The 20,510-nt window shown below is 46.2% G+C and carries 15 protein-coding genes; 8 read left to right on the top strand and 7 right to left on the bottom strand.

Going from position 1 to position 20,510, the window contains the following annotated elements:
• Positions 1–162: 162 nt before the first annotated feature.
• Positions 163–252, bottom strand: coding sequence for a hypothetical protein (locus tag IAQ59_RS22635; RefSeq protein WP_342450715.1), 90 nt, complete (start codon positions 250–252; stop codon positions 163–165).
• 319 nt (positions 253–571) lie between these two features.
• Here IAQ59_RS22635 and IAQ59_RS15475 point away from each other — a divergent pair, with 319 nt between their 5' ends.
• Together IAQ59_RS15475 and IAQ59_RS15470 are read left to right on the top strand one after the other, a co-directional pair.
• On the top strand, positions 572–1,492 hold the full coding sequence (locus IAQ59_RS15475; RefSeq protein ID WP_209331737.1) for a hypothetical protein: 921 nt from the start codon (positions 572–574) through the stop codon (positions 1,490–1,492).
• Positions 1,493–1,524: 32 nt separating this feature from the next.
• Positions 1,525–4,326, top strand: a complete 2,802-nt coding sequence (locus IAQ59_RS15470) for a CHAT domain-containing protein (protein WP_209331736.1) — start codon at positions 1,525–1,527, stop codon at positions 4,324–4,326.
• On the opposite strand, the gene IAQ59_RS15465 is transcribed toward IAQ59_RS15470, so the two are convergent.
• The 3 genes from IAQ59_RS15465 to IAQ59_RS15455 are packed head-to-tail and all read right to left on the bottom strand — an operon-like array spanning position 4,319 to position 6,483.
• Positions 4,319–5,035, bottom strand: a complete 717-nt coding sequence (locus tag IAQ59_RS15465) for a hypothetical protein (protein ID WP_209331735.1) — start codon at positions 5,033–5,035, stop codon at positions 4,319–4,321. The genes IAQ59_RS15470 and IAQ59_RS15465 overlap by 8 nt on opposite strands.
• Positions 5,036–5,069: 34 nt before the next feature.
• The gene (locus IAQ59_RS15460) at positions 5,070–5,879 is read right to left on the bottom strand and encodes a hypothetical protein (protein ID WP_209331734.1); all 810 of its coding nucleotides are present in this window, start codon (positions 5,877–5,879) and stop codon (positions 5,070–5,072) included.
• Positions 5,872–6,483: an RNA polymerase sigma factor gene (locus tag IAQ59_RS15455; protein WP_209331733.1), complete on the bottom strand. Its 612-nt coding sequence runs from the start codon at positions 6,481–6,483 to the stop codon at positions 5,872–5,874. The genes IAQ59_RS15460 and IAQ59_RS15455 overlap by 8 nt, the downstream gene beginning before the upstream one ends.
• A gap of 228 nt (positions 6,484–6,711) precedes the next feature.
• Here IAQ59_RS15455 and IAQ59_RS15450 point away from each other — a divergent pair, with 228 nt between their 5' ends.
• Positions 6,712–9,813 (top strand): PAS domain S-box protein, encoded by a 3,102-nt coding sequence (locus IAQ59_RS15450; RefSeq protein WP_209331732.1) that lies wholly within the window; start codon positions 6,712–6,714, stop codon positions 9,811–9,813.
• Here IAQ59_RS15450 and IAQ59_RS15445 read toward each other — a convergent pair.
• A complete protein-coding gene (locus tag IAQ59_RS15445) occupies positions 9,800–9,952 on the bottom strand; it encodes a hypothetical protein (RefSeq protein WP_209331731.1) in 153 nt (50 codons plus the stop codon). The two genes, IAQ59_RS15450 and IAQ59_RS15445, sit on opposite strands and share 14 nt — an antisense overlap.
• A 620-nt stretch (positions 9,953–10,572) precedes the next feature.
• Here IAQ59_RS15445 and IAQ59_RS15440 point away from each other — a divergent pair.
• From IAQ59_RS15440 to IAQ59_RS15420, 5 genes are all read left to right on the top strand, one after another.
• On the top strand, positions 10,573–12,060 hold the full coding sequence (locus tag IAQ59_RS15440; RefSeq protein WP_209331730.1) for a DUF5687 family protein: 1,488 nt from the start codon (positions 10,573–10,575) through the stop codon (positions 12,058–12,060).
• Positions 12,057–12,755 (top strand): ABC transporter ATP-binding protein, encoded by a 699-nt coding sequence (locus tag IAQ59_RS15435; RefSeq protein ID WP_209331729.1) that lies wholly within the window; start codon positions 12,057–12,059, stop codon positions 12,753–12,755. Before IAQ59_RS15440 ends, IAQ59_RS15435 begins: the two co-directional genes overlap by 4 nt.
• A gap of 104 nt (positions 12,756–12,859) precedes the next feature.
• Positions 12,860–14,089 (top strand): sulfite oxidase, encoded by a 1,230-nt coding sequence (locus IAQ59_RS15430; RefSeq protein ID WP_209331728.1) that lies wholly within the window; start codon positions 12,860–12,862, stop codon positions 14,087–14,089.
• A 3-nt stretch (positions 14,090–14,092) separates the two neighbouring features.
• Positions 14,093–14,557 carry a hypothetical protein gene (locus tag IAQ59_RS15425; protein WP_209331727.1) on the top strand — a complete coding sequence of 155 codons (465 nt, stop codon included), beginning with the start codon at positions 14,093–14,095 and terminating at the stop codon, positions 14,555–14,557.
• 151 nt (positions 14,558–14,708) lie between these two features.
• Positions 14,709–15,569, top strand: coding sequence for a helix-turn-helix domain-containing protein (locus IAQ59_RS15420; RefSeq protein ID WP_209331726.1), 861 nt, complete (start codon positions 14,709–14,711; stop codon positions 15,567–15,569).
• 69 nt (positions 15,570–15,638) lie between these two features.
• Here IAQ59_RS15420 and IAQ59_RS15415 read toward each other — a convergent pair whose 3' ends face one another.
• Positions 15,639–17,174 (bottom strand): RagB/SusD family nutrient uptake outer membrane protein, encoded by a 1,536-nt coding sequence (locus IAQ59_RS15415; protein WP_209331725.1) that lies wholly within the window; start codon positions 17,172–17,174, stop codon positions 15,639–15,641.
• 34 nt (positions 17,175–17,208) lie between these two features.
• Complete coding sequence (locus IAQ59_RS15410) at positions 17,209–20,298, bottom strand: SusC/RagA family TonB-linked outer membrane protein (RefSeq protein ID WP_209331724.1); 3,090 nt, start codon at positions 20,296–20,298, stop codon at positions 17,209–17,211.
• Positions 20,299–20,510: the final 212 nt, after the last annotated feature.

The following is a 20,510-nucleotide window of genomic DNA, read 5'->3' as shown; positions in this document are numbered from 1 at the left end:
TGGAAACCATCACCACAGACATATACACCAACGGTTCTTTGGAACCAAACGACCTCTCAGAAAAATCACTTTGTCTATTTAATAGACATAATTAGCCGCGTGTAATAAGGTTAATAAAGCAGGTCAAAGACTTTCTTGCACAGGTGAGGAACTACTTCCTCTTCAAACCAAGGATTGCGCCGCATCCACATCCAGCCACCTTCTGAGCTCCTTGCCACTTTGGTCGTCCCAAGGAATGCCAGAAGCATGCACCTTGGTTCCCGGTGCGTGTCCACTGATTAGGATTCAGCTGCGGTCACTCAGATGCACGATAGGTCTTGGGCCAAAGGGCAGCACTGCTGCACAGTAGCTACAATTTCGTATTTGTGTCAGTAGCTCATTCATGTTTACCTTCGTTTCACTCAGCGAAATAAAGGCTCATTTTTCAGTTTGGAATAATTTTTGACAAAATAATTAAGGGGAATCGGTTACATTTCCTAGGACTGTAGCGACTAACAACCAAGTGTATAGTCCATCATCCTGTTGAAGACTCACTAAAGTTTCCTATTTTGCGGGTTCTAATTACCAAATCATGTACAAGCTGACGCGATCATCCTCTGTTTACCTCTTACTGCCTCTATTATGTTGGATTTCCTGTGTAGAAGACGATGGAAGTTTGGGCAGTTCTGTAGACGAGGAAGGCGTGGATACATTTAACAACGGCAGTCAGGGCACCTCGTTCGACTGTGATTTTTTCACATACGGGGATACCCTGTTTTATATCAATTCCGAGGAGTCCAATGTGATACTGCCTACAGAAGAGCTTTCCGGCAGCTTTGCATCCTTCCCGGATGGATTGGTATTAGATCCAACCACCGGTGCTATAGACATCAATGCCAGTGAAACAGGGCTTACCTACCGGGTCGAATTTTCTCCCACAAACGGAGCCCCTTCCTGCTCAACCCAATTAACCATCAGCGGCATCAACTACCTGGACGAGGTTTTTGTACTTGATCAGGGTCAGCGCTTTGCGATGGCGGTTTATAATGGAACCGCCGCGGCAATAATTCCCTGCGATGATGACGACGATGATGACGACGACGATGATGATGATGACGACGATTGTGAATTTGACGTAGATGGCCCGGATGGAACAAACCTGGCCGATTTGGGTATTTCTGTGGATCAGGGAAACGGATCGATTGACCTTCAGGAAACACTGGAAAACGAGGTATTTGGAATAAATCCAGCGAATGGCGCAACCAAAGATTTCACCCTATATTACCGTATTTCGGATGGAAGCATGGGAGCGCTTAACCAGTTGGGTATCCGGCTGTTTTATTATGAAACTATGGCAGATGTTCCTCAAGAACTTATCGATGAAATTGAGGACAAGAGAAGCTCGCTGCTGGGATTACCGACCATGGACGAATCCTTGCGGAGATTCCGTGTACCGATCTCCAACCGGCGACCTCGACCACCCTATTTGGTAATTGTAGCCCGGTTTAGGTAAAAATTCCTGCCGAAAAATAGTATCTTTCCCGCATGAAGGGATTGCTGACACTTGGTTTACTCGTAGCCTTTCTTTTTCCTGCCCTGACACAAAATACGTCCCCCCGTACCGATCATATGGCATTGGCAGACGCTTATTTTAATGCGGACTCTCCCTCTGACTACACAGATAGTCTAGCTATATACCACTACACCAAGGCATTGGAGGATTCGAATGGGCTAAGCTTGGCAATGCAAATTCAGATTCACAAAAACCTCGGCGTGTTGCGTATTGAAAAAGGGGCCTACGATTCGGCAATACGTACACTTCGAAATTCGCTGGTTTTTCAAACAGCAGAAACAGACTCCCTGTTTTTTCAAATAAATCTGTATTTAGGAGAAACCTACTATCGTACCAACAAACTGGACAGTGCTTCCTTCTTCTTGAAGGGGGCAGAGCAACTCTACCGGAAAAAGGATAGCTTTTCCGAAGTTCCCAGGTTGTACAACGCCCTAGGCGTGTTGTATTTTGAAACAGGGAACTTCCGACAAGCGATTAATTATTTTCTGCTTGCTGATGAACTCATTGGCCGGGAAATGGACCACTCAGACCCGGCCTATGTGTTTGCCCACCATTCCTTTATGAACAATATTGGCTCCTCACTGGCCAAACTAAACAAATTAGACAGTGCCGCAGCGATATTCCAATCCTTGATCCCGTTAAATATCCGTAACGACGAGCTTCATCTCCACCTGACCGATATTTACCTGGAGAAACGACAGGCCGATTCAGCTGCCTACTTTCTTGAAAAAATCACTGAAGATGCATTCAAAACAAGCCTTGGTTACCTTAACCAACAAGCTGAAATTGCAGCGATGAGGGGAGACCTAGCCGGTGCCAAAAAATTGATCAAAGGATATTTGGATTTTAGGGATTCAATAAAATCGTCCCAACCCGATGCCGATTTCCGCTTAGGCAAGAGCTTCCAACTCTTGGGGGATATTGCCGCGCAGGAAGGCGACTGGAGGGAAGCCCTTTCAGCCTTTCATACTGCCTTACAGCATTTTAATCCAGGTTTCGTTAAGGCAGACCTCTTCGAAAATCCCGACGAAAAGGGTCTCAGCTTTGCCACCCTTACGATGTTCGAGACATTTGTAGGTAAAGCAAATGCACTGGCAAACCTGGCAGACGAATCCGGCAATGAGCAGGCATGGAATGCCGCAATGCAAACCTACGAATCCATCTTTAATCGAGTTCGGTACTTAGGATCCATCTATGACAACGATGAAGCGAGAATTTTTCTAGGAGAATCCGTGATGCCGGCCTATCAGCAAGCCGTTGAACAGCTTCTGGAGAAGTATCAAAGCACGTCTGACAAGCGTTTTTTAGAGACTGCCTTTGCGTATGTAGAAGACAGTAAATCCATCAGCCTGACCTTAGGAAGCCTTGAAAACACCTTCCGAACCAGCTCCCTAAAGCTGCAAAACCTACTCGGTAGGCAAAAGGAAGCAAATACCCAGATTGCGCGGATACTTTCGCAAATAAATCGGGTGACGGATGGGAAGGAGCTTGAACATCTCCAAATCGAGCTGCTTAACCAGCAAGTACTCCTCTCCAGGCTTTTTGAAGAACTCAATAAAAACCCTGACTATCTTGAATTCAAGCTTAGCAGTAGCTTGATAAACCAAGCCCACCTGCAAAAAAACATCCTCGATAACGAAACCGCTTTGGTATCTTTCTATCTGACAGCCAATAAGCTACACTTATTCATACTGGACAAGGCTGGGTTAACGCTTCAAACGCAGCCGTTGCCGGAGCACTTTCCCGAACTGGTGGATCGTTTTGAAAAAAGTGCCTATACCTGGCAACTTGGAGACAAATTCGTTCCCTCCGAAGAATCCAAAAGGCTATCTAACACCTTGTTTGGGAAAGACTTTGCACTGCGAAAAAAACGCCTCATTATCATACCGCACAGCTTCCTATCTCGCATTCCTTTCGATGCGCTTCCTTTGGAGGATGGCACTTACCTTTTGGAGCGATTCGCTACCAGCATCGCCTATTCCGCACGTTTTCTTGTACAAAATGACTTTGAAAAATCGGATTTTGGAAAAATCCTGGCAATGGCCCCGTTTACCCAGGCCGATACCATCGGGGTTGTTACGGGATTTGAGGCGCTTCCATTTTCAAGTAAGGAAATCAGCGGATTATCCAAAACACCCATTGCTTCCTCACAAGCTACCAAAGACCGCTTTTTGCTGGAGTCACCCAAGTATCCCATCATTCATTTAGCCACCCATGGTGAAATCCATGAAGCGGACCCCTCGCAAACGTTTATTGCTTTTTATCCTGAAAATGAAAACTACAAGCTATATTTAGATGAAATAATGCGGTACAATTTATCGGGCAGTAAGCTTGTCTTTCTTAGCTCGTGCCATTCCCATTCCGGCGGCATTTCTTTGACTGAAGGGATAATCGGCCTTACACGTGCCTTTGCATATTCAGGCATCTCCAATATCATTACTTCTCAATGGGAGACATCAGACGAAGTAGCTGCTTACCTTTCGGAGGCCTTTTACCGGCATGCCAAAAGTGGCCGGGAATTTTCAGAAGCACTGAATCTCGCTAAATTGGCCCTACTGCAAGACCCAAAAATGGCGCAATACCGGCACCCAAGGTTTTGGGCATCCTTTGTGTATGTAGGCAGCCCGGCTAAAATCCATCAGACTAGCCTGACCTACCTCTTTATTTCCCTCTTAGCTGCGGGATTATTCGCGTTCCTGTACCTCTATAACAAAAAAAGGCCCACTCCGATAATCGGAGTGAACCCAGGGGTAATTAAGCCACCGATCAATTGATTTCTATTTCCACATCTACGGCTTCTTCGATCTTTGATGCTACTCTGCGAAACAAGGCCCTGTTCTCTTGGGGGTTTAGGTAAATGATTCCATCCCGCTTTTCAGCATTTTGAATATCAGAAGTTGAAACCACCCCAAACCAACTGTCTGGATTTAACTCAAATAATATCAAGGGGTTATTGGTCTGGTCTACCCTAAAATACCGGTCATCGTCGGCTTCAATTTCCAGTTCAAACTCAATTTCGTCGTTATAGTACTCAAAGATCAACTGATAGGTGGTGCCGTCTCCATCGGAAGCTATTCCCTCCATATAAATCGACGGCTCACTTCGATAATCTATCAGGTCAAGACTGAGTTCTATTTCATCGTACTCCCCTTCCGGTATTTGGATAAAGAAGTCCTCAGAAGTATCAAACCGGTCAAATTCAATTTTTTTGGGCTGAGGAAAATCAATTTCCATCTCCCGCTCAAAATCACCGTTTTCATCCCTTCCATCCAATTCAAGCTCAAGCTCTTCAATTTGGATATAACCTCTTTCTATCTGAATGCGGTCCTGCATGACCCTTGCATTGGCTTGCGTGCTTGTGTTCAGTGCAAAAGCCAATCCCAGTCGACCGTCCCCTTCGCCCAATGCGGGCAGGTTTTCTTCCGGATTACACCCCATAAGAAGCGCCAAGGCCCCCACAACATAGCTCATTGAAAATTTCATAGTCAAGTTTGTTTAAATGTTTGTTTTGTTACTTTTAGTCGGAGTCCTCTATCGATTTGTAACCGACCTGCTGATTTTTTTTTGAAAAAAATCCCAACAGGCTAAGTCGGGTCATGTCCCAACGGGAGAATCTTCCGGAATAATTGTGGGATGATTGCTGCCTAATTTGGTTGATTTGCTCTGACGCCTCCTGATATTCCCCACCTTTCCACAAGCTCAGTGCCAAAAAATATTCCGACTCCTCCACAAAGGGGCGGTTGCTTATTTTTGTTCCCAGGGAAACCACCTCTTTGAAAATCCTCGCTGACTCTTCAAAGTGCTCCAGCCGATAATGCGCATAAGCCACAAAGAACATTTCTAGGGGCGTGGATGCTTCTCCAGTTAACCCGGCAAGTGTACCCCACTTTTCACTGGAAAAAAGGCGCTTCCATTCGTCTCCGGACACCTCGGTAGATCTGTCGACAGGAATTTGGTACAAGTCATATTTTCTATCGGCCAAATGCCACTTGGCATCAAACAGCACCCCGGCGCCGACCACCAATACAAGCAGCACAGAGGCCGCAATGCCCGATAAAATCGGCCGATTCCCAATGCTAAAGAAACCAAGGCGCCCCTTTCGTTGGCCGCCGGGCCGGTCCTTAGCATAGGTAGCGTGCACCTTTTGAATAATCTCTCGGTACCCGGCCAATTCAACCGCCTCCGTGGAAACCCTTGTCAAACCAATCAGTTCTTGAATACCGGGATCGCTCTTCATCCTTTCTTCAAAACGAAGCCTCTCGGCTTTTTCCATGGTGCCCTCTACATAGGCCACTACCTCATCATGTAAATCTCGTTCCTCATTCATCTTGTAATGCCTGCTTGATATTTCTTGAAAGATTTGAATCGGCCGTCACCCTGTCAGTGAGCCGTTTCAAACATAAATGCTTTTTATTTCGCAACACCTGCTCGCTTGAGAACGACCCCGTTTGCATAATTTCCCTTATGGACATCTCCATATAATAAAATTTCAACAAAAGGTCCCTGCAAGCCTCCCCCAGCGAAGAAAAGAGGTCGATGATCCGCTTTTTGTTTTCAAATGCTTCCATATGATGACTGATGTCCTCTTGCTGCACATCCTGCTCTTGATCAAAAGCGGCATTTCGGCGTTCCCTACTTATGCGCTTTCGGATTTCCGATATCCAAAGGTTGTTTGCAATACTGTAAAGTAAGGATTTCACACTCGCCTCCTCCCGGTACCTTCCATGGGATACGATATCGATAAAGGCCAGAAACGTCTCCTGAATAATATCAGCCGCATCATCTGCAGTGCCGGATTTCCGCCGGATACAGTTTTCCAAAAACCCGTAATACTCCCTATAAAGAAATGAAACAGCATCTTCAATTCTTTCTTTGCTACGAATAGCCCTCAGGATTTCTTGGTCAGATACCTTTTTTTTCTTATCGATCATGATTCGTTTCTTAGTCGCATCCAATACCCCAAATGTAACAGGTGCGAATATAAATGTTCCTACCTAAAAGGCTAGCGCTGCTGTTACGCAAATGGATTGAGAAACCCAACCTTCGAATAAGCTTCAGGATATTTGGTAGGACGGAATTCTGTAGCGATATTAACCCCGCATTTTAGCAAGCTATTGCCAAAGTAACCAGTACCTAGTTTATTGATCCCATCCCCCTATATGCAATCTGAAAAATCTCCCCCCTCCACACGTATTGACCTTAAAAAGAACGCCGAATTGGCCGCTTTTATCGGAGAGGCGCCGATTGCAATTTTGTCTATATTAGTTAAAGGTGGTGTTCGCATTTTTTCCGTAGGAGTTGATCTTCCATCACCTTTTACCTGTCCGATTTGTTCTGGCACTGTTCCTTTTGGTCAAGGTCCGGTCATCATAGAGGACATTGCAACGGATCGACATTACAAAGAACTTACCTTAAATGGTGCACCTTCGCCGCTCCATTTCTTTGCAGCATTCCCACTCTTTTCCAACTCCGGTGCGCTCCTCGGTGCATTGACCATTTGGAATTATCTACCGAGGGGCCTAAAAAAGGACCAAGAAAATGCCCTAGGACTTTTGGCGGACCAAGCTGCTCAAATAGTTGCCATTTGTCACCAGGAAACCGTGGAAAATGAGCTAAGCGAAAAAGCGAATCAACTGCAAGAGGTGATCGATAAACTCCCTATTCCGTTTTTTTTGTTTGACGAATTTGGAAATCATCTATTGGTAAATAATGCCATGACCCAATATTCGGAATACTCGGCAGAGGAATACAAAAGCATGAATCCCCTCGATTTTTTTGCCCCCGAAGAAAAGGAAAAAGTCAATAAAGAGATTCAGTCCGCCTTTTCAAAAGGAGAAGCAACTGTAGAAGCGACGTTGATTACCAAAACAGGGAAGCACATTGTTTTTCTTTTTAAAGGATCTCAATTCACGTTTGATGGTAAAAACTGCATCATAGGAATCGGATTGGACATTACGGCCACAAGAAAGGCCGAAAAAGCAATGGCTGCCAGTGAGCGGAAATTCAGGGCCATTGTAGAGGAAGGTGGAGACATCATTACCGTACTTGACCTTTCAGGAAACCTGACCTTTATCGGTAGAACTGCTTTGAACATCATGGGGTATGAACCCGACTTTTTGTTAGGTAAAAATGCATTTGATTTTGTTCATCCAGAAGACCTTCCATGGGTCTATGATAGTTTTCTGCAGATTGAAACGGCCAAGCGAGTAGAACTAAAACCCTATCGGTTTTTAGATGCCTCTGGAAACTGGCGATGGTTGGAAACGATCCTCACGAATTTCGTGGACGATGAGGCTTTTAAAGGTATTCTGACCAATTCCAGGGACGTAACCAAACAGTGGGAATTTCAGCTGAAATTAGAGCAAAGTGAAGCACGGTACCGTTTGTTCTTTGAATCTCATAGCAACTATGTAATCAAAACGGATCTTGAGGGTAGGTACACTTATGCCAATAAAAAATTTCTGGACACCTTTGGATGGATGCATCCGGAAGGAATTCTAGGCGAGACCTGTTTAAAATCAATCTGCGACTACCACCATGCCGCCGTTTTCGAGGTAGTACAGAAGTGCTTAAAGGAACCTGGGCGCGCATTTCAGGTTGAGATGGATAAGCCCACGAAAATCCCGGGAAAAGTCGTTACCACCCTGTGGGATTTTGTTTGCCTACTAGATTCCAATAGTCAGCCGATCGAGATTCAATGCTCAGGGATTGATATCACCAGTCGGAGTCAAATGGAAAAGCAAATCAAGGAAATCAACGAACGGTACGAGGTACTTGCAGAAGCCAGTTCGGAGGTAATCTACGAAGTAACTCCGGCCACAGGTGAACTTTTCTTGGGTAAAAATTTCGCTCGCATATTCGGGCATTCAGTGGACGATGACGAACCCCTGACTACGGCTTGGTACCAAAGTTTAATGCATGGAAAAGACAAAGAAGAAACCCTGACAGCCTACGGCAATATCGTCCATAAAACCTATTCTACCACTTGGAACCATAGCTACCGACTTCGGGATGCGAGCGGAGAATACCGATGGGTTGAAGATTCTGGTGTGATAATTCGGGGAGAGCACGGAGAGGCGCTCCGAGTCGTAGGCACCGTAAAGGATGTTTCTGAAATCAAAAAAATAAAAGAGCTACTTGATTCTGCCTCCAATATGTCCAAAGTGGGGGGATGGGAGATCAATTTCATCCAAAACACGATTCACTGGACTCCAACCACCTGCGAAATCTTTGAGGTACCGTATGACTTCAAGCCAAACCTGGAGAATGTCATGACCTTTTACCGGGATGAAAGCCTGACAGAGGTGCAGGAGGCTTTTAGGATGGCAATTGAACAAAATAAAAAGTACACCATCGAATCGTTGGCGGTGACGGGAACCGGAAAAGAAAAATGGGTGCAATCCATTGGAAACCCTGTCTTTGAAGACGGTAAATGCACACGCATCTATGGAAGTATACAGGATATCCATGAAAAAAAACTCGCGGAACAGGAGCTTAAACGTATCAACAAAGCCCTGGAAAAAACCGTCTATGACTTGGCGCTGTCCAATGAAGAACTAGAACAATTCGCCTACATTGCTTCCCATGACCTACAGGAACCTCTTCGGATGATAACCGGATTTATGGGCCTTTTAAACAAGCGATATGGCGACAAATTCGACGGAAAGGCAAAACAATACATTGATTTTGCGATTGATGGGGCCACCCGGATGAAGCAAATCATCATTGACCTATTGGAATTTTCACGGGTGGGCCGGGAACTGGGAACCATCGAAAATCTAGACCTAAATGAGCTAATTGGAAACTTGATAAAGCCCGTTAAAAAGAAATTGCAGGAATTAGGCGGGCACGTTGAATTGGGCAAGCTGCCGAATATTTACTCCTATGAAACGCCTGTAATGCAGATCTTCCAGAACCTCATAGGAAACTCTGTAAAGTATAAACGCACCGGAACACCACCCATTATCCGAATTACCGGTAAAGAGTTGGACTCCGAATGGCTTTTCAGCGTGTCTGATAATGGAATTGGGATTTCCTCCGAATACTTCGACAAGATTTTTATCCTGTTCCAGCGCCTCCATAATAAAGACGAATACGCCGGAAATGGCATTGGCCTGGCCATCGTAAAAAAGACGGTAGAACTGCTAGGCGGACGGGTTTGGCTTGAATCGCAAGAAGGAAAAGAAACGACCTTTTTCTTCACCATTTCCAAAAGGCCGCCTTTGGCCACTAGCCTACGGGATCAGATTATCCCTTTGTAATTTCTACCGGAAGCTTGATAAACGTTTGAAGCACATCGGAAAATCGCTGTGCCTCCCAAAGGTTCAAATCCATGTTGCCCTCTCCAAACAAACGGCTGGTCAGCATATCCCCTTGAGGCAGGCAATAGACATTTTCCACCCATTGATTCTATGTCTTATCCAGGGAAACGGCAATGCGGAGAATTCCAGCCAAGCCACTAGCCATCCATCGATTTCCTTCTTTCAGGCTTCGGTAAGACGTGTGTTTTCATTTAGGGCCGGAATTTCGATGCAAACGGGCCAGATTGGCCAACAACTATATTTGGGTAGTGTACCTCGGTAAAATCTCCCTCGCACTCACTCCGGTCCTTTTAATCATTTTTTGCAATTGATTGAGGTAGACATAGCAGACCTATTTCCATGATTTGCTAAAAAAATGAAGCACCTCTAAAAGTAACGTATTTAATGTGTGTGGTGACAAGAACTTACCTATCCTCAGAATTAGCGTTTTTCCCGGTCTTTAGTAATTGAAAAAAAGTGAGTTTGTTTTTATGCCTAAAGACCTTGCCTTATTTATGTCAGATGCTGCCATTTGCGCTTTTTATACATCAGTGCTTTCCATTCTCTTTACTCTTATTCTCTGTGATCAGGAATGGTATCGGCCTAAAAATCTACGATTGAGTCCGTCAAAATTACGACAAGGCCAATTTTTTTATTAATTTGAGCCATTCAATAACAAGCCTCCGCCTGTGGAGGTGAGATCGTCAATTTACCCACTTCATGACCAACCTATTTATCCAACTCGAATTCCGCAAGCGGATCCGATCCACATCCTTCGCCAGAAGTATCGCCATTGGAATTTTTATTGGTCTTTTGGGTATTTTGCTGGTTGCCTATCTGATTCTGTTAGGGGTAGCGCTAAAATACCTGATTGCATCCCTTTTTGCCCCTCCGTCTAACACCGAGTTTTTAAACAGCTACCTGGTCTATTATTTCATATTTGAGATTATCTTCCGCTATTTTATCCAACAGTTACCGGTCTTTTCGCTGGAACAGTACCTCCATTTGCCCATTCCCCGATCGAGGATCATCCACTATCTACTCCTATCGTCTTTCATTTCGCCCTTAACCCTGATCCCCCTCTTACTGTTTGGGCCATTTACCGTGATGGAAATTCTCCCTGTTTACGGTTCCCTAGCAGCAACCGTTTGGCTGGGATCTGTCCTGTTTACCAGTTGGACTATCCATTGGATGATGCTTTGGTTTAAGCAGCGGTTTGAAGACAGCTTTTTGGTCGTATTTGTATTGGCCGGCATTATGTTACTTGGATCTGCCGGGGCCTACATGGGTTGGTTTGACCTAGGATCCTTTTTTGAACCGGTCTTTACCTTTGCACTGGAACATGCGGTTCCCGTAGTACTGCTAGGGGTGGTGCTGGTTTGCAGTTATTTCCTTTGCTTTGCCTATTACCGACAAAATGCCTACCTCGAGGACCTGTCCGAACCGGACTCGTTACAGATTCAGAGTGGTTCGCTGGGTTTCTTATCTAGATTTGGACTCGCAGGTGAAATGGCCGATTTAGAATGGAAACTGATCCTCCGACATAAAAAAAGCCGAACCTACCTAACGCTTTGTGTCTTTTTCCTCTTATATGGATTGATCTTCTATATCAACCCCGCCTACACGTCAGAAGAGGGCTTTTCCTACCTATTCATCTTTGTGGGGATGTTTATTACCGGTATCTTTATGTTGCAGTACGGACAGCTTTTTCTTAGCTGGAACTCGGCGTTTTTTGATTTTTTCTTACATCAGCCCAATGGATTGGAGTCACTTATCAAAGGCAAGTATTTACTGTTCGTCGGCATTTCCTGTATTTGTTTTCTGTTGTCCGTACCTTATGTCTATTTTGGGTGGGATATTCTGTGGATTCACCTAGCCACTTTTCTATTTAACTTGGGGATCACTATCCACTTGGTGGTTTACTTCGCACTTTGGAAACCCAAACCGATGGATTTGAATAAGGGGGCCATGTTCAACTACGAAGGGGTAGGTATCGCCCAATTTCTGATGATCGTACCCATGGTATTGGCACCCTACCTGATATTTGTGCCTGTTGCCTACTTCGGAGGGGATTACCTGGGTCTTTTGGCACTCGGCGTTTGTGGTATTATGGGTATCTTGGCGTTTCCCCAGTTGTCCCAAATCTCGATCCGAAAAGCATCGCAAAACCGCTACGAAATTTCATCATCATTTAGACAGGAACTATGATTCAAGTAAATGCACTGAAAAAGGCCTACAAAGATGCTACGGTGTTAGATATCCCGACGCTAATCATCCCCAAATCCGAATGCTTTGGGCTGGTAGGGAATAATGGGGCCGGAAAGACCACCTTTTTCAGAATCATCCTGGATCTCGTGCGGGCCACGGAAGGAGAGGTCACGATAGACGGCGAAGTAGTCGCACAAACGGAAAATTGGAAATACAAGATCGGAGCCTTTCTTGATGAGCATATGCTGCTCTCTTACCTTACCCCTGACGAGTACTTTGAAGCGCTTCGAAAGATTTACCGCCTTTCCAAGGAGGACTTAAGGGATCACATGGAAAAGTTCGCAGATCTGTTTAACGGCGAAGTGGTGCAAAAGAAAAAATTCATCCGGGATCTCTCCAAAGGTAACCAGAAAAAAGTTGGAATAGCGGCCGCAATGATGGGAAACCCCGAAGCCGTGATGCTGGATGAACCCTTTCAAAACCTCGATCCCAGCTCTCAGATTAGGCTCAAAAAGCTAATTTTAGCTGAAAAGGAAACACAAAACATTACCTTCCTGATCTCCAGCCATGATCTCAACCACGTCACCGAAATATGTGACCGCATCGTCCTACTGGAAAAGGGCAAAATCCTCAAAGATTTACGGGAGAAATCCGAGATGGAACGGGAATTGGACGCCTATTTTCAGGTAAGTTAACAGGGCTTAACCGCGCACCCTTACCCAACCGCTGACTTGTCGTTGATAGAGATGGAAAAAAATCCTAATTTGAAAACCTAATAGCTGACATAACGATCACTAAAATGAACCAACCCAACTCCCGAGATAGACGGGCATTTCTCAAAAAGGCCAGTCTAGGATCTATGGCCGCGCTGATTGGGGCTGATATTGTCTATGCACTTCCATCAGGTTACATCCCATTGGGTATTGTAAATGACCCGCAGACGCTATTCGGCAAGCACAAAGATCTCATCGTTCGGAACAATCAGCCCTGGAACGTGGAATCACCCGCCCATCTTCTGGATGACCGCATCACTCCCGCGGACAAAATGTTTATTAGAAACAACGGGCTGATACCGGAAAAGATAGACCTGGATAGTTGGACCCTGACAGTCAAAGGTGAGTCTGCAAATCAAGAAAAGACCTATAGCCTGGCAGCACTAAAACGTCAATTTGCCCAATACACGTATCAACTCGTGCTTGAGTGTGGAGGAAATGGTCGTGCCGAATACTACCCCCCCGCAGAGGGCAACCAATGGGAGGTGGGTGCCGTTTCGTGTGCCGAATGGACGGGTTTTCGCCTCAAAGATCTACTCTTGGACGTGGGGATAAATGCCAATGCGGTATATGTTGGCTACCACTCCGCAGACCTGCACTTGAGCCGGGACACCAACAAAGAGGTCATCTCTCGTGGTATCCCCATTGCAAAAGCCATGGAGAATGAGACCCTCATTGCCTATCAGATGAATGGAAAGGACATCCCGTTGGTGCATGGACATCCACTCCGTCTTATCGCTTCAGGCTTTCCAGCTTCGGTATCGGGCAAATGGCTAACCGCCCTATCCGTACGTGACCGGGTGCACGATGGCGAAAAAATGGCAGCACCCTCCTACTCCATCCCTTGTGAACCTGTGCAGCCGGGAGACGATGTGCCCAACGAAAACATGTGTATCATTGAAAAGATGCCGGTAAAATCCCTGCTTACCTACCCGAAATCCGGCGCCATCATCCCAGAAAAGAATTCGCTTGGCATTCGTGGCCACGCATGGACCGGTGAGAACAGCATTACCAAAGTAGAATACTCCGTTGACTTCGGTGCCACTTGGTACCCTTGCCAACTGGAGAAAGCGGCCAACCGGTTCGCCTGGCAGCACTTCAATGCTACCGTAAGCTTTCCCAAAAAGGGATATTACGAAGTATGGGCTAGGGCAACAGACAATTCCGGTAAAACCCAACCCATGCTGACTCCGGGATGGAACCCAAAAGGATACCTCAACAATGCCTGTCACCGCATCGCTGTAAAAGTTTCCTAACCCATGAGAAGACAAATGCACCGGAAATTTCAATCTATCCTAATAGGATTTACCATTTTACTGATGGTTTTGGTCGGATACTTTCTAATCCAGTCACCCGTATCCAACCAAGAGGAGTATATAGCAGCCGACGCTCCCATTCCCTTGGATCAGATTGAAGACCGCGTCGTAGACGGTGTGCACGTTGGCACTGGGCTATTGGCGGGAGATGGGTTGCGCTTAGTGATCGCACACTGCACTGCCTGCCATTCCGCTCAATTGATCATCCAAAACCGTGCAGATAGGGCAGGATGGGAAAAGATGATTCGCTGGATGCAGCAAACCCAAAATCTTTGGGAGCTGGGAAGCCAAGAAGCGGTTATCTTGGATTACCTATCTACCTACTATGCCCCCGAGGAAGCAAATAAAGGCGTTAATTTCCGACGAGTGCCCCTAAAGGATATTGAGTGGTATGAATTGAAAGACTAGAGCAGCAAACACCATACTTTTAGATCATCTTTCTATTGCTAAATTAATTCTTTTAATTACATAATCGGTATATGTCAAACAAAGATTATTCTTTATTTTTAAGGTTAACAATTACACAGAATAATCTTTCAACCATCCAACCGAATCGTTTATGTATTCCGAAAAGATTGGTAGTTCCTTGCAGTTCAAGCTTAAGCATGTAGGCACAAACCATTTTCAAAAACCAGCATCCTTTCAGAAGGTGACCAGTCCATTTTCCCGGATGTATTTGGTACTAAACGGCAACGGAGAGCTGCTGACAGGTGACGGCACACGAGAACTCCGTGAAAGCCGCATGTACCTGATCCCTAGCTTCACTACCTGCTCCTACTTTTTTCAGCCAGGCCTTCAAATGATCTATGTCCATTTTGTCCTTACCCTAAAGGATGGCCTAGACCTATTTAACATTATGGGATGCCATTCCGAAATTGACGCATCCGACTTTATGAAATGCATATTTAATCGGCTCAAAGACATCAATCCCAACCGGGAAATTCCGCACCATGACCCAGAGGTTTACCAAAGCAAACCTTGGTGTGAGGAACCTGTTTGTTATGAATCACTGAAACATCATTTGGAAACCACCTCCCTGATGGGGCAACTGTTATCAAACTTTATTCAGGTGGAGAATACCGTTTCGCCGACCAAGTTGTTTCGGTATAAACTTCAGCCAATCATACAATATATCCGAACCAATCTGGAGAGGGAAATATCGGTTGAAAACCTGGCTGCAATGGCCTGTCTTTCTACCGACCATTTTTCCCGAACTTTCAAGTCAGTATTTGGCATGTGTCCAAATGAATACATCATCGCCATGCGGATTGAAAAGGCAAGAGCGCTACTCCTTACGACCGACTTATCCCAGGCAGAGATCATGGAACAAGCGGGCATCAAAAATACTTCCTACTTCACGAGGGTTTTTAAAAAGCACACCCATGTGACACCGTCTGAGTTTCGAAAAATGCATTGGTAAACTCAACCAAATTGACGGAACACAAAAGAAACGGCTGTCTCGGTTGAGACAGCCTTTCTTTTTGAGGCATCAATACCCTGGGTTTTGCACCAAGTTCGGATTGATATCAATTTCTGATTGAGGAAATGGAAAAAGGTAATGCTTCGATGGGTCAAATACCCGCTTAATACCCGATCCTGGTTCTACCAACGTATTGATGTATGCTTCTGCGGTACGCCATCTTTTGATATCCCGGTAGCGCATACCCTCAAAGGCAAATTCCACCCTTCGTTCATTGCGGATACGGGCACGCATTTGCTCTTGGGTCAGACCTGCAGGAAGTGGGGGCATTTCTACACCAGGCCTTGCCCGAACCTCATTAACCGCATCGTAGACACTTTGATTCGGGCCCTGCGCCTCGTTTATGGCTTCCGCATAATTTAGCAGCACTTCGGCATACCGCAACAACACCCAATCCTGCTCACTGCGGGTAGCATAATCGATCGGGAGCGTCTCGACATTGCCACCTTTGACCGGAGAAAGGCCTGTCTGGGAAATGCCGTTCCATGCGAAGGGCACCTCTTCACCGGAGGCCTTCACCGCCGGATCAGTGAATGCCCGGATCGTTTCCAACAGCCTGGGATCCCGATTTTTTTTCCAATCAGTCGGATCATAAAGCGGCGATTCGCTGATTGACAACCCATCAACACACTCGAATGCATCTCTCAATTCTGCCCGGGGATTCCAGATGCCATGCCAGAGCAACCGGATGTCCTGTTGACTGGAGTTGTCCGGGTTCAGGTACCTTGTGGAGAACATAATCTCCGGGTTGTTGTTTTGGCCCTCGGCTAGGAACATCGTCTTAAAATTGTCAAACAAGCTGAACTTCCCTTCATCCATCACTTGCTTGGCAGCTGCCGCGGCCCCCGCCCAGTCTGACATAAACAACAATACCCGACTCTTCAATGCCAATGCGGATCCCTTCACTGCATGGCCGCTGCTGCTATAGTCCGTATTTGGCAGATTGGCTATGGCAAAGTCCAGGTCAGTGATTACTTGCTGAATTACCTGCTCCTTGGTGCTTTGCGGCACAGAGGCTTCCTCTATGGTTACCGGCCTGGTATACAAGGGAACGCCACCGTAAAAGTCCACTAAATTAAAGTAAAACAACGCTCGGAGAAACTGCACCTCTGCCTTGTACACTGTTCGAAGACTTTCGGGCATATCCACCCGGTCTATGTTGTCTAGGAAGAAATTACAGGATCCAATGCCTCGGTAGCACTCGTTGTAAATATTGGCCAACAGACCCCCTGAAACCGCTTCTATATTGCCCTGTGCAAAGGATCCTACAGAACTTGCACCTAAGCTCTGTGCGCCCTCGTTCGCATCGCCCGCCATGATATCGAGCGAATACACACCCTCGTAATTGAACGTATTTACATTGAGACGGGAATATACACCGGCAAGTGCCAAATCCGCATCCTTTTGGTTCTTCCAAAAGGTGGGACTTGAAATTTGTGTCGTGGGATTTCTTTCTAGAAATTCCTCGCATGACTGACCAATCATTGACGCAAAGATTAGCACGATCAGCCTGCAGGATACCTTGATATAATTATTAAATTCCATGTTTTCTGCGTTTAAAATGAAGAGAAAGGACCGGCTAGAGGCGTACTTTTAAGCCAAGGGTGTAGGAAGTAATCTGTGGATAGGCTTGAAACCAGTTAGTGGCTGCTCGCTCCGGATCGGAACCGGGCCAATTGGTGAACGTCAGTAGATTATCGCCCGATACGTAGAATCTGGCATTTTGCAGTCCTATTTTGTTGGCCAGCACCTTGGGCACATTGTAACCGATCATAAGGTTCTTGAGTCGCAAGTATGAGGCATCCAATAGCCAATAAGAGTTACGTGTGCCCGTGACCGGTCCGTATCCGGAAATATACATGGCCGGATGACTGTTGGTAGATCCTTCTCCCGTCCACATGTTGTTTATAAAATCCACCGGTGGAGGCGAGCCTTGGATATAGGGAACCAATCCCCAAGCCAATCCCTGTGTGCTCTGAGTCTGCCCCTCTACGCCTTGAAAAAATGCGTTCAGGTCAAAATTTCTCCACGAAAGGTTGATGGTACTTCCATAGATGAAATCCGGGTAAGCACCCGGCATCACCACACGGTCTGCAGCATTAATCACGCCATCGCCGTTCTGATCCTTAAACTTTAGGTCTCCAGGCTTGGGATTGAACGGATGCAAAGGGCCATCTGCAATCTCCTGCTCATTCTGAAATATACCGGTCCACTCCACCATAAAATGTGAGTTGAACGGAAGCCCCTCTTGAACGGTATAATTTCCATAGATGGGTGCTAAGATGCGCAACACTTCATTTTTATAGGTAGAGAAATTCAAGCTGAAATTATAGTTCAGCTCTCCAACACTTCCTCTGGATCCCACCTCTAGGTCAATGCCCCGATTTCTCATCTTACCGAAGTTAACGGTAGGAGAGCCAAGCCCTACACTCGCAGGAATGGGAATATTGTACAAGATATCGTCCGTGACCTTGTCGAACCAGTCGAAGGTGACATTCAGACGCCCTTCTTTAATGCTCAGGTCAAAACCAATATCGGTCATGGTAGTGGTCTCCCAACGTAGTGAAGGATCCACCATGCGGTTCATGATGGCGCCAGGCGTGGCAGTAGCAAAGGGATACGAAGTGGTTGCCAATACCTCCTGATAGGGATAAAGGCCCACATTTTGGTTTCCTAGCTGCCCCCAGGATGCCCGAAGCTTCAGGTCATCCAGCCAGGTGCTCTGCTGAAGAAAGGATTCTTGGGAAATACGCCATCCACCAGATAGCGAAGGAAACAGTCCCCATCGGGTATCTGAGGCTATACGTGACGTACCATCATACCGCAGATTTGCCTCCAACAGGTATTTTCCCCGGAAATTGTACATGGCTCTGGAGAATAGCGATTGGATCGCCCACTCTCCCGAGCTTCCACTGGTACTTTGGTTGAGCGGCGCACCGGCATCCAGTTCCTTCAAATCATCCGTTGGGAAAAACACCTTGGATCCTCCCAGCGAACGGCTCAGAAAATACTCTTGGTTGTATCCTGCCAAAATATTCAAATCGTGTTCCTCATTAAACAGCTTGTGGTAGTTCAGCGTGGAGTAAAAAGTCGTCAGCATCTGCGTACTCCAGTTTTCCCTGACTCCCAGCTGCCAAGTGGAATTGTTGTGCGCATAAGTACCGTCTTTGAAAAAATAATTATCGACAGGAATTTCATGGTTTTTGTAGGCCCGGGTATCATATGAAATCGCTCCCTTTGAAAACCATGTCAGGTTCTTATGCGGCTTGATCTCTGCATAAAATTGAGGCAGCACGTTGTATTGAATATCTGTTTGAACACCACTTGCATCCTGGGCATCCGGATTTCTAACGGTCCATTCTCCAATCGCCGAGCTGTACCTGGCCACGTGACCGGTGCCTCCATTCGGCAACGTCATGGTAGGCGTATAATTGGGACCGGCGCCGTAAATCGCAAGAATCTGGTAATCGACATCGCCGTTGTCCCAATTGCTGCGCTGAATATCCTTTTGGACGAATTGGATATCCCCTCCGATTTTGATCCAGTCCTTTAAGGTAGACTCAATCACTACCCGTGAGTTTAGCTTTTTGAACTCGTACAAGCTGGTAATACCCGGCTGATCAAAATAACCCAAGGAAACGTTGAATGTCGTCTTTTCGTTGCCCCCTCCTATGTTGATGGATTGGTTGTGGGTAACGGCCGTACGAAACGAATGGTCTATCCAGTCAAAGTTTGGGTAGTTTACCGGGTCATTCGGATTGTTGCGAAAGGCATCGATCTCTTGTTGGGTGAAATAAGGCACCTGACCGGAGCGCTCCCTGCCCTGATTCCAATACATCATATAGTCCGCGGAATTGCTTAGCAGGTTGGGGAGGCGGGTCGCCTGCTGCACTTGTACGTTGCTATGGATGTCTACGTACAAATCACCGGATCGTCCCTTCTTTGTAGTGATGAGGATTACCCCATTTGCAGCCCTAGCACCATAGATGGCACTGGAAGCCGCATCCTTTAACACCGAGATGTTCTCAATATCATTGGGATCTAAATTGGTCATGTCACCCGCTATGCCATTGATCAATACCAACGGATCACTGCCGGCCGCGCTGAATGTACCTACCCCGCGAATCCGTAGGGTGTTATTTTCGGATCCCGGCTTGCCGGAGTGCGATGACACCTGTAAGCCGGCCACCTTTCCTTGCAGCAGGTTGGCCACGTTGGTACCTGGGCGCTTGATGATTTCATCGGATGCAAGCGTGGCCACTGATCCGGTCAGATTTGCCTTCTTTTGGGTACCGTATCCGACCACAACTACCTCATCTAGGCTGGCAAGGTCCTCTTCCAAGACTACGTCAATGACACTCCGGTTACCGACTACCACTGACTGGGATTTAAACCCGATAAAGGAAAAGGAAAGTGTGGCATTATCAGGTACCGTAATTGCGAACGATCCGTCGCCATCCGTCACGGTTCCGATATTGGTCCCCAAGGCAACTACAATTACACCGGGAAGGGGAACTCCCCCCACATCCTTTACAACGCCACGGACCACGACGTCTTCCGCTGCTCGATCAACTGCATGGGCCATGCCGATGGGCACGGATAAAATCATGGTCAGCATCGCCAAGTGCCACAATTTCTGAATGAATACGCTTTTTAGGTAATTTTTCATGGGTTCATAATTGTCTTTCAGTTGCCAAAGGAAATTCCTGCCTACCAGTAGGCAAGTTCGATTTCTTGGCTGGTTAGGTAGATTGATTGTCGTATAAAGCTATTACTTTACCGAAAGGAAACGCATGAACATTTCCGACAAATACTTGCACAAAATCGACTACTTTACGCAATAAATCGGGTATAAAATAAAAAATTGGGCGAGGACTCCTT

This window comes from Lunatimonas salinarum (assembly GCF_017811155.1).
Lineage (GTDB): Bacteria > Bacteroidota > Bacteroidia > Cytophagales > Cyclobacteriaceae > Lunatimonas > Lunatimonas salinarum.
The sequence above is the reverse complement of the archived record's forward strand: the minus strand, read 5'-3'. Positions and strand labels throughout refer to the sequence as shown.

Excerpts from the sequence above, each read along its gene's own strand:
- IAQ59_RS15475 (WP_209331737.1), top strand. The coding sequence starts at position 572 with ATGTACAAGCTGACGCGATCATCCTCTGTTTACCTCTTACTGCCTCTA.
- IAQ59_RS15470 (WP_209331736.1), top strand. The coding sequence starts at position 1,525 with ATGAAGGGATTGCTGACACTTGGTTTACTCGTAGCCTTTCTTTTTCCT.
- IAQ59_RS15465 (WP_209331735.1), bottom strand. The coding sequence starts at position 5,035 with ATGAAATTTTCAATGAGCTATGTTGTGGGGGCCTTGGCGCTTCTTATG.
- IAQ59_RS15460 (WP_209331734.1), bottom strand. The coding sequence starts at position 5,879 with ATGAATGAGGAACGAGATTTACATGATGAGGTAGTGGCCTATGTAGAG.
- IAQ59_RS15455 (WP_209331733.1), bottom strand. The coding sequence starts at position 6,483 with ATGATCGATAAGAAAAAAAAGGTATCTGACCAAGAAATCCTGAGGGCT.
- IAQ59_RS15450 (WP_209331732.1), top strand. The coding sequence starts at position 6,712 with ATGCAATCTGAAAAATCTCCCCCCTCCACACGTATTGACCTTAAAAAG.
- IAQ59_RS15440 (WP_209331730.1), top strand. The coding sequence starts at position 10,573 with ATGACCAACCTATTTATCCAACTCGAATTCCGCAAGCGGATCCGATCC.
- IAQ59_RS15435 (WP_209331729.1), top strand. The coding sequence starts at position 12,057 with ATGATTCAAGTAAATGCACTGAAAAAGGCCTACAAAGATGCTACGGTG.
- IAQ59_RS15430 (WP_209331728.1), top strand. The coding sequence starts at position 12,860 with ATGAACCAACCCAACTCCCGAGATAGACGGGCATTTCTCAAAAAGGCC.
- IAQ59_RS15425 (WP_209331727.1), top strand. The coding sequence starts at position 14,093 with ATGAGAAGACAAATGCACCGGAAATTTCAATCTATCCTAATAGGATTT.
- IAQ59_RS15420 (WP_209331726.1), top strand. The coding sequence starts at position 14,709 with ATGTATTCCGAAAAGATTGGTAGTTCCTTGCAGTTCAAGCTTAAGCAT.
- IAQ59_RS15415 (WP_209331725.1), bottom strand. The coding sequence starts at position 17,174 with ATGGAATTTAATAATTATATCAAGGTATCCTGCAGGCTGATCGTGCTA.
- IAQ59_RS15410 (WP_209331724.1), bottom strand. The coding sequence starts at position 20,298 with ATGAAAAATTACCTAAAAAGCGTATTCATTCAGAAATTGTGGCACTTG.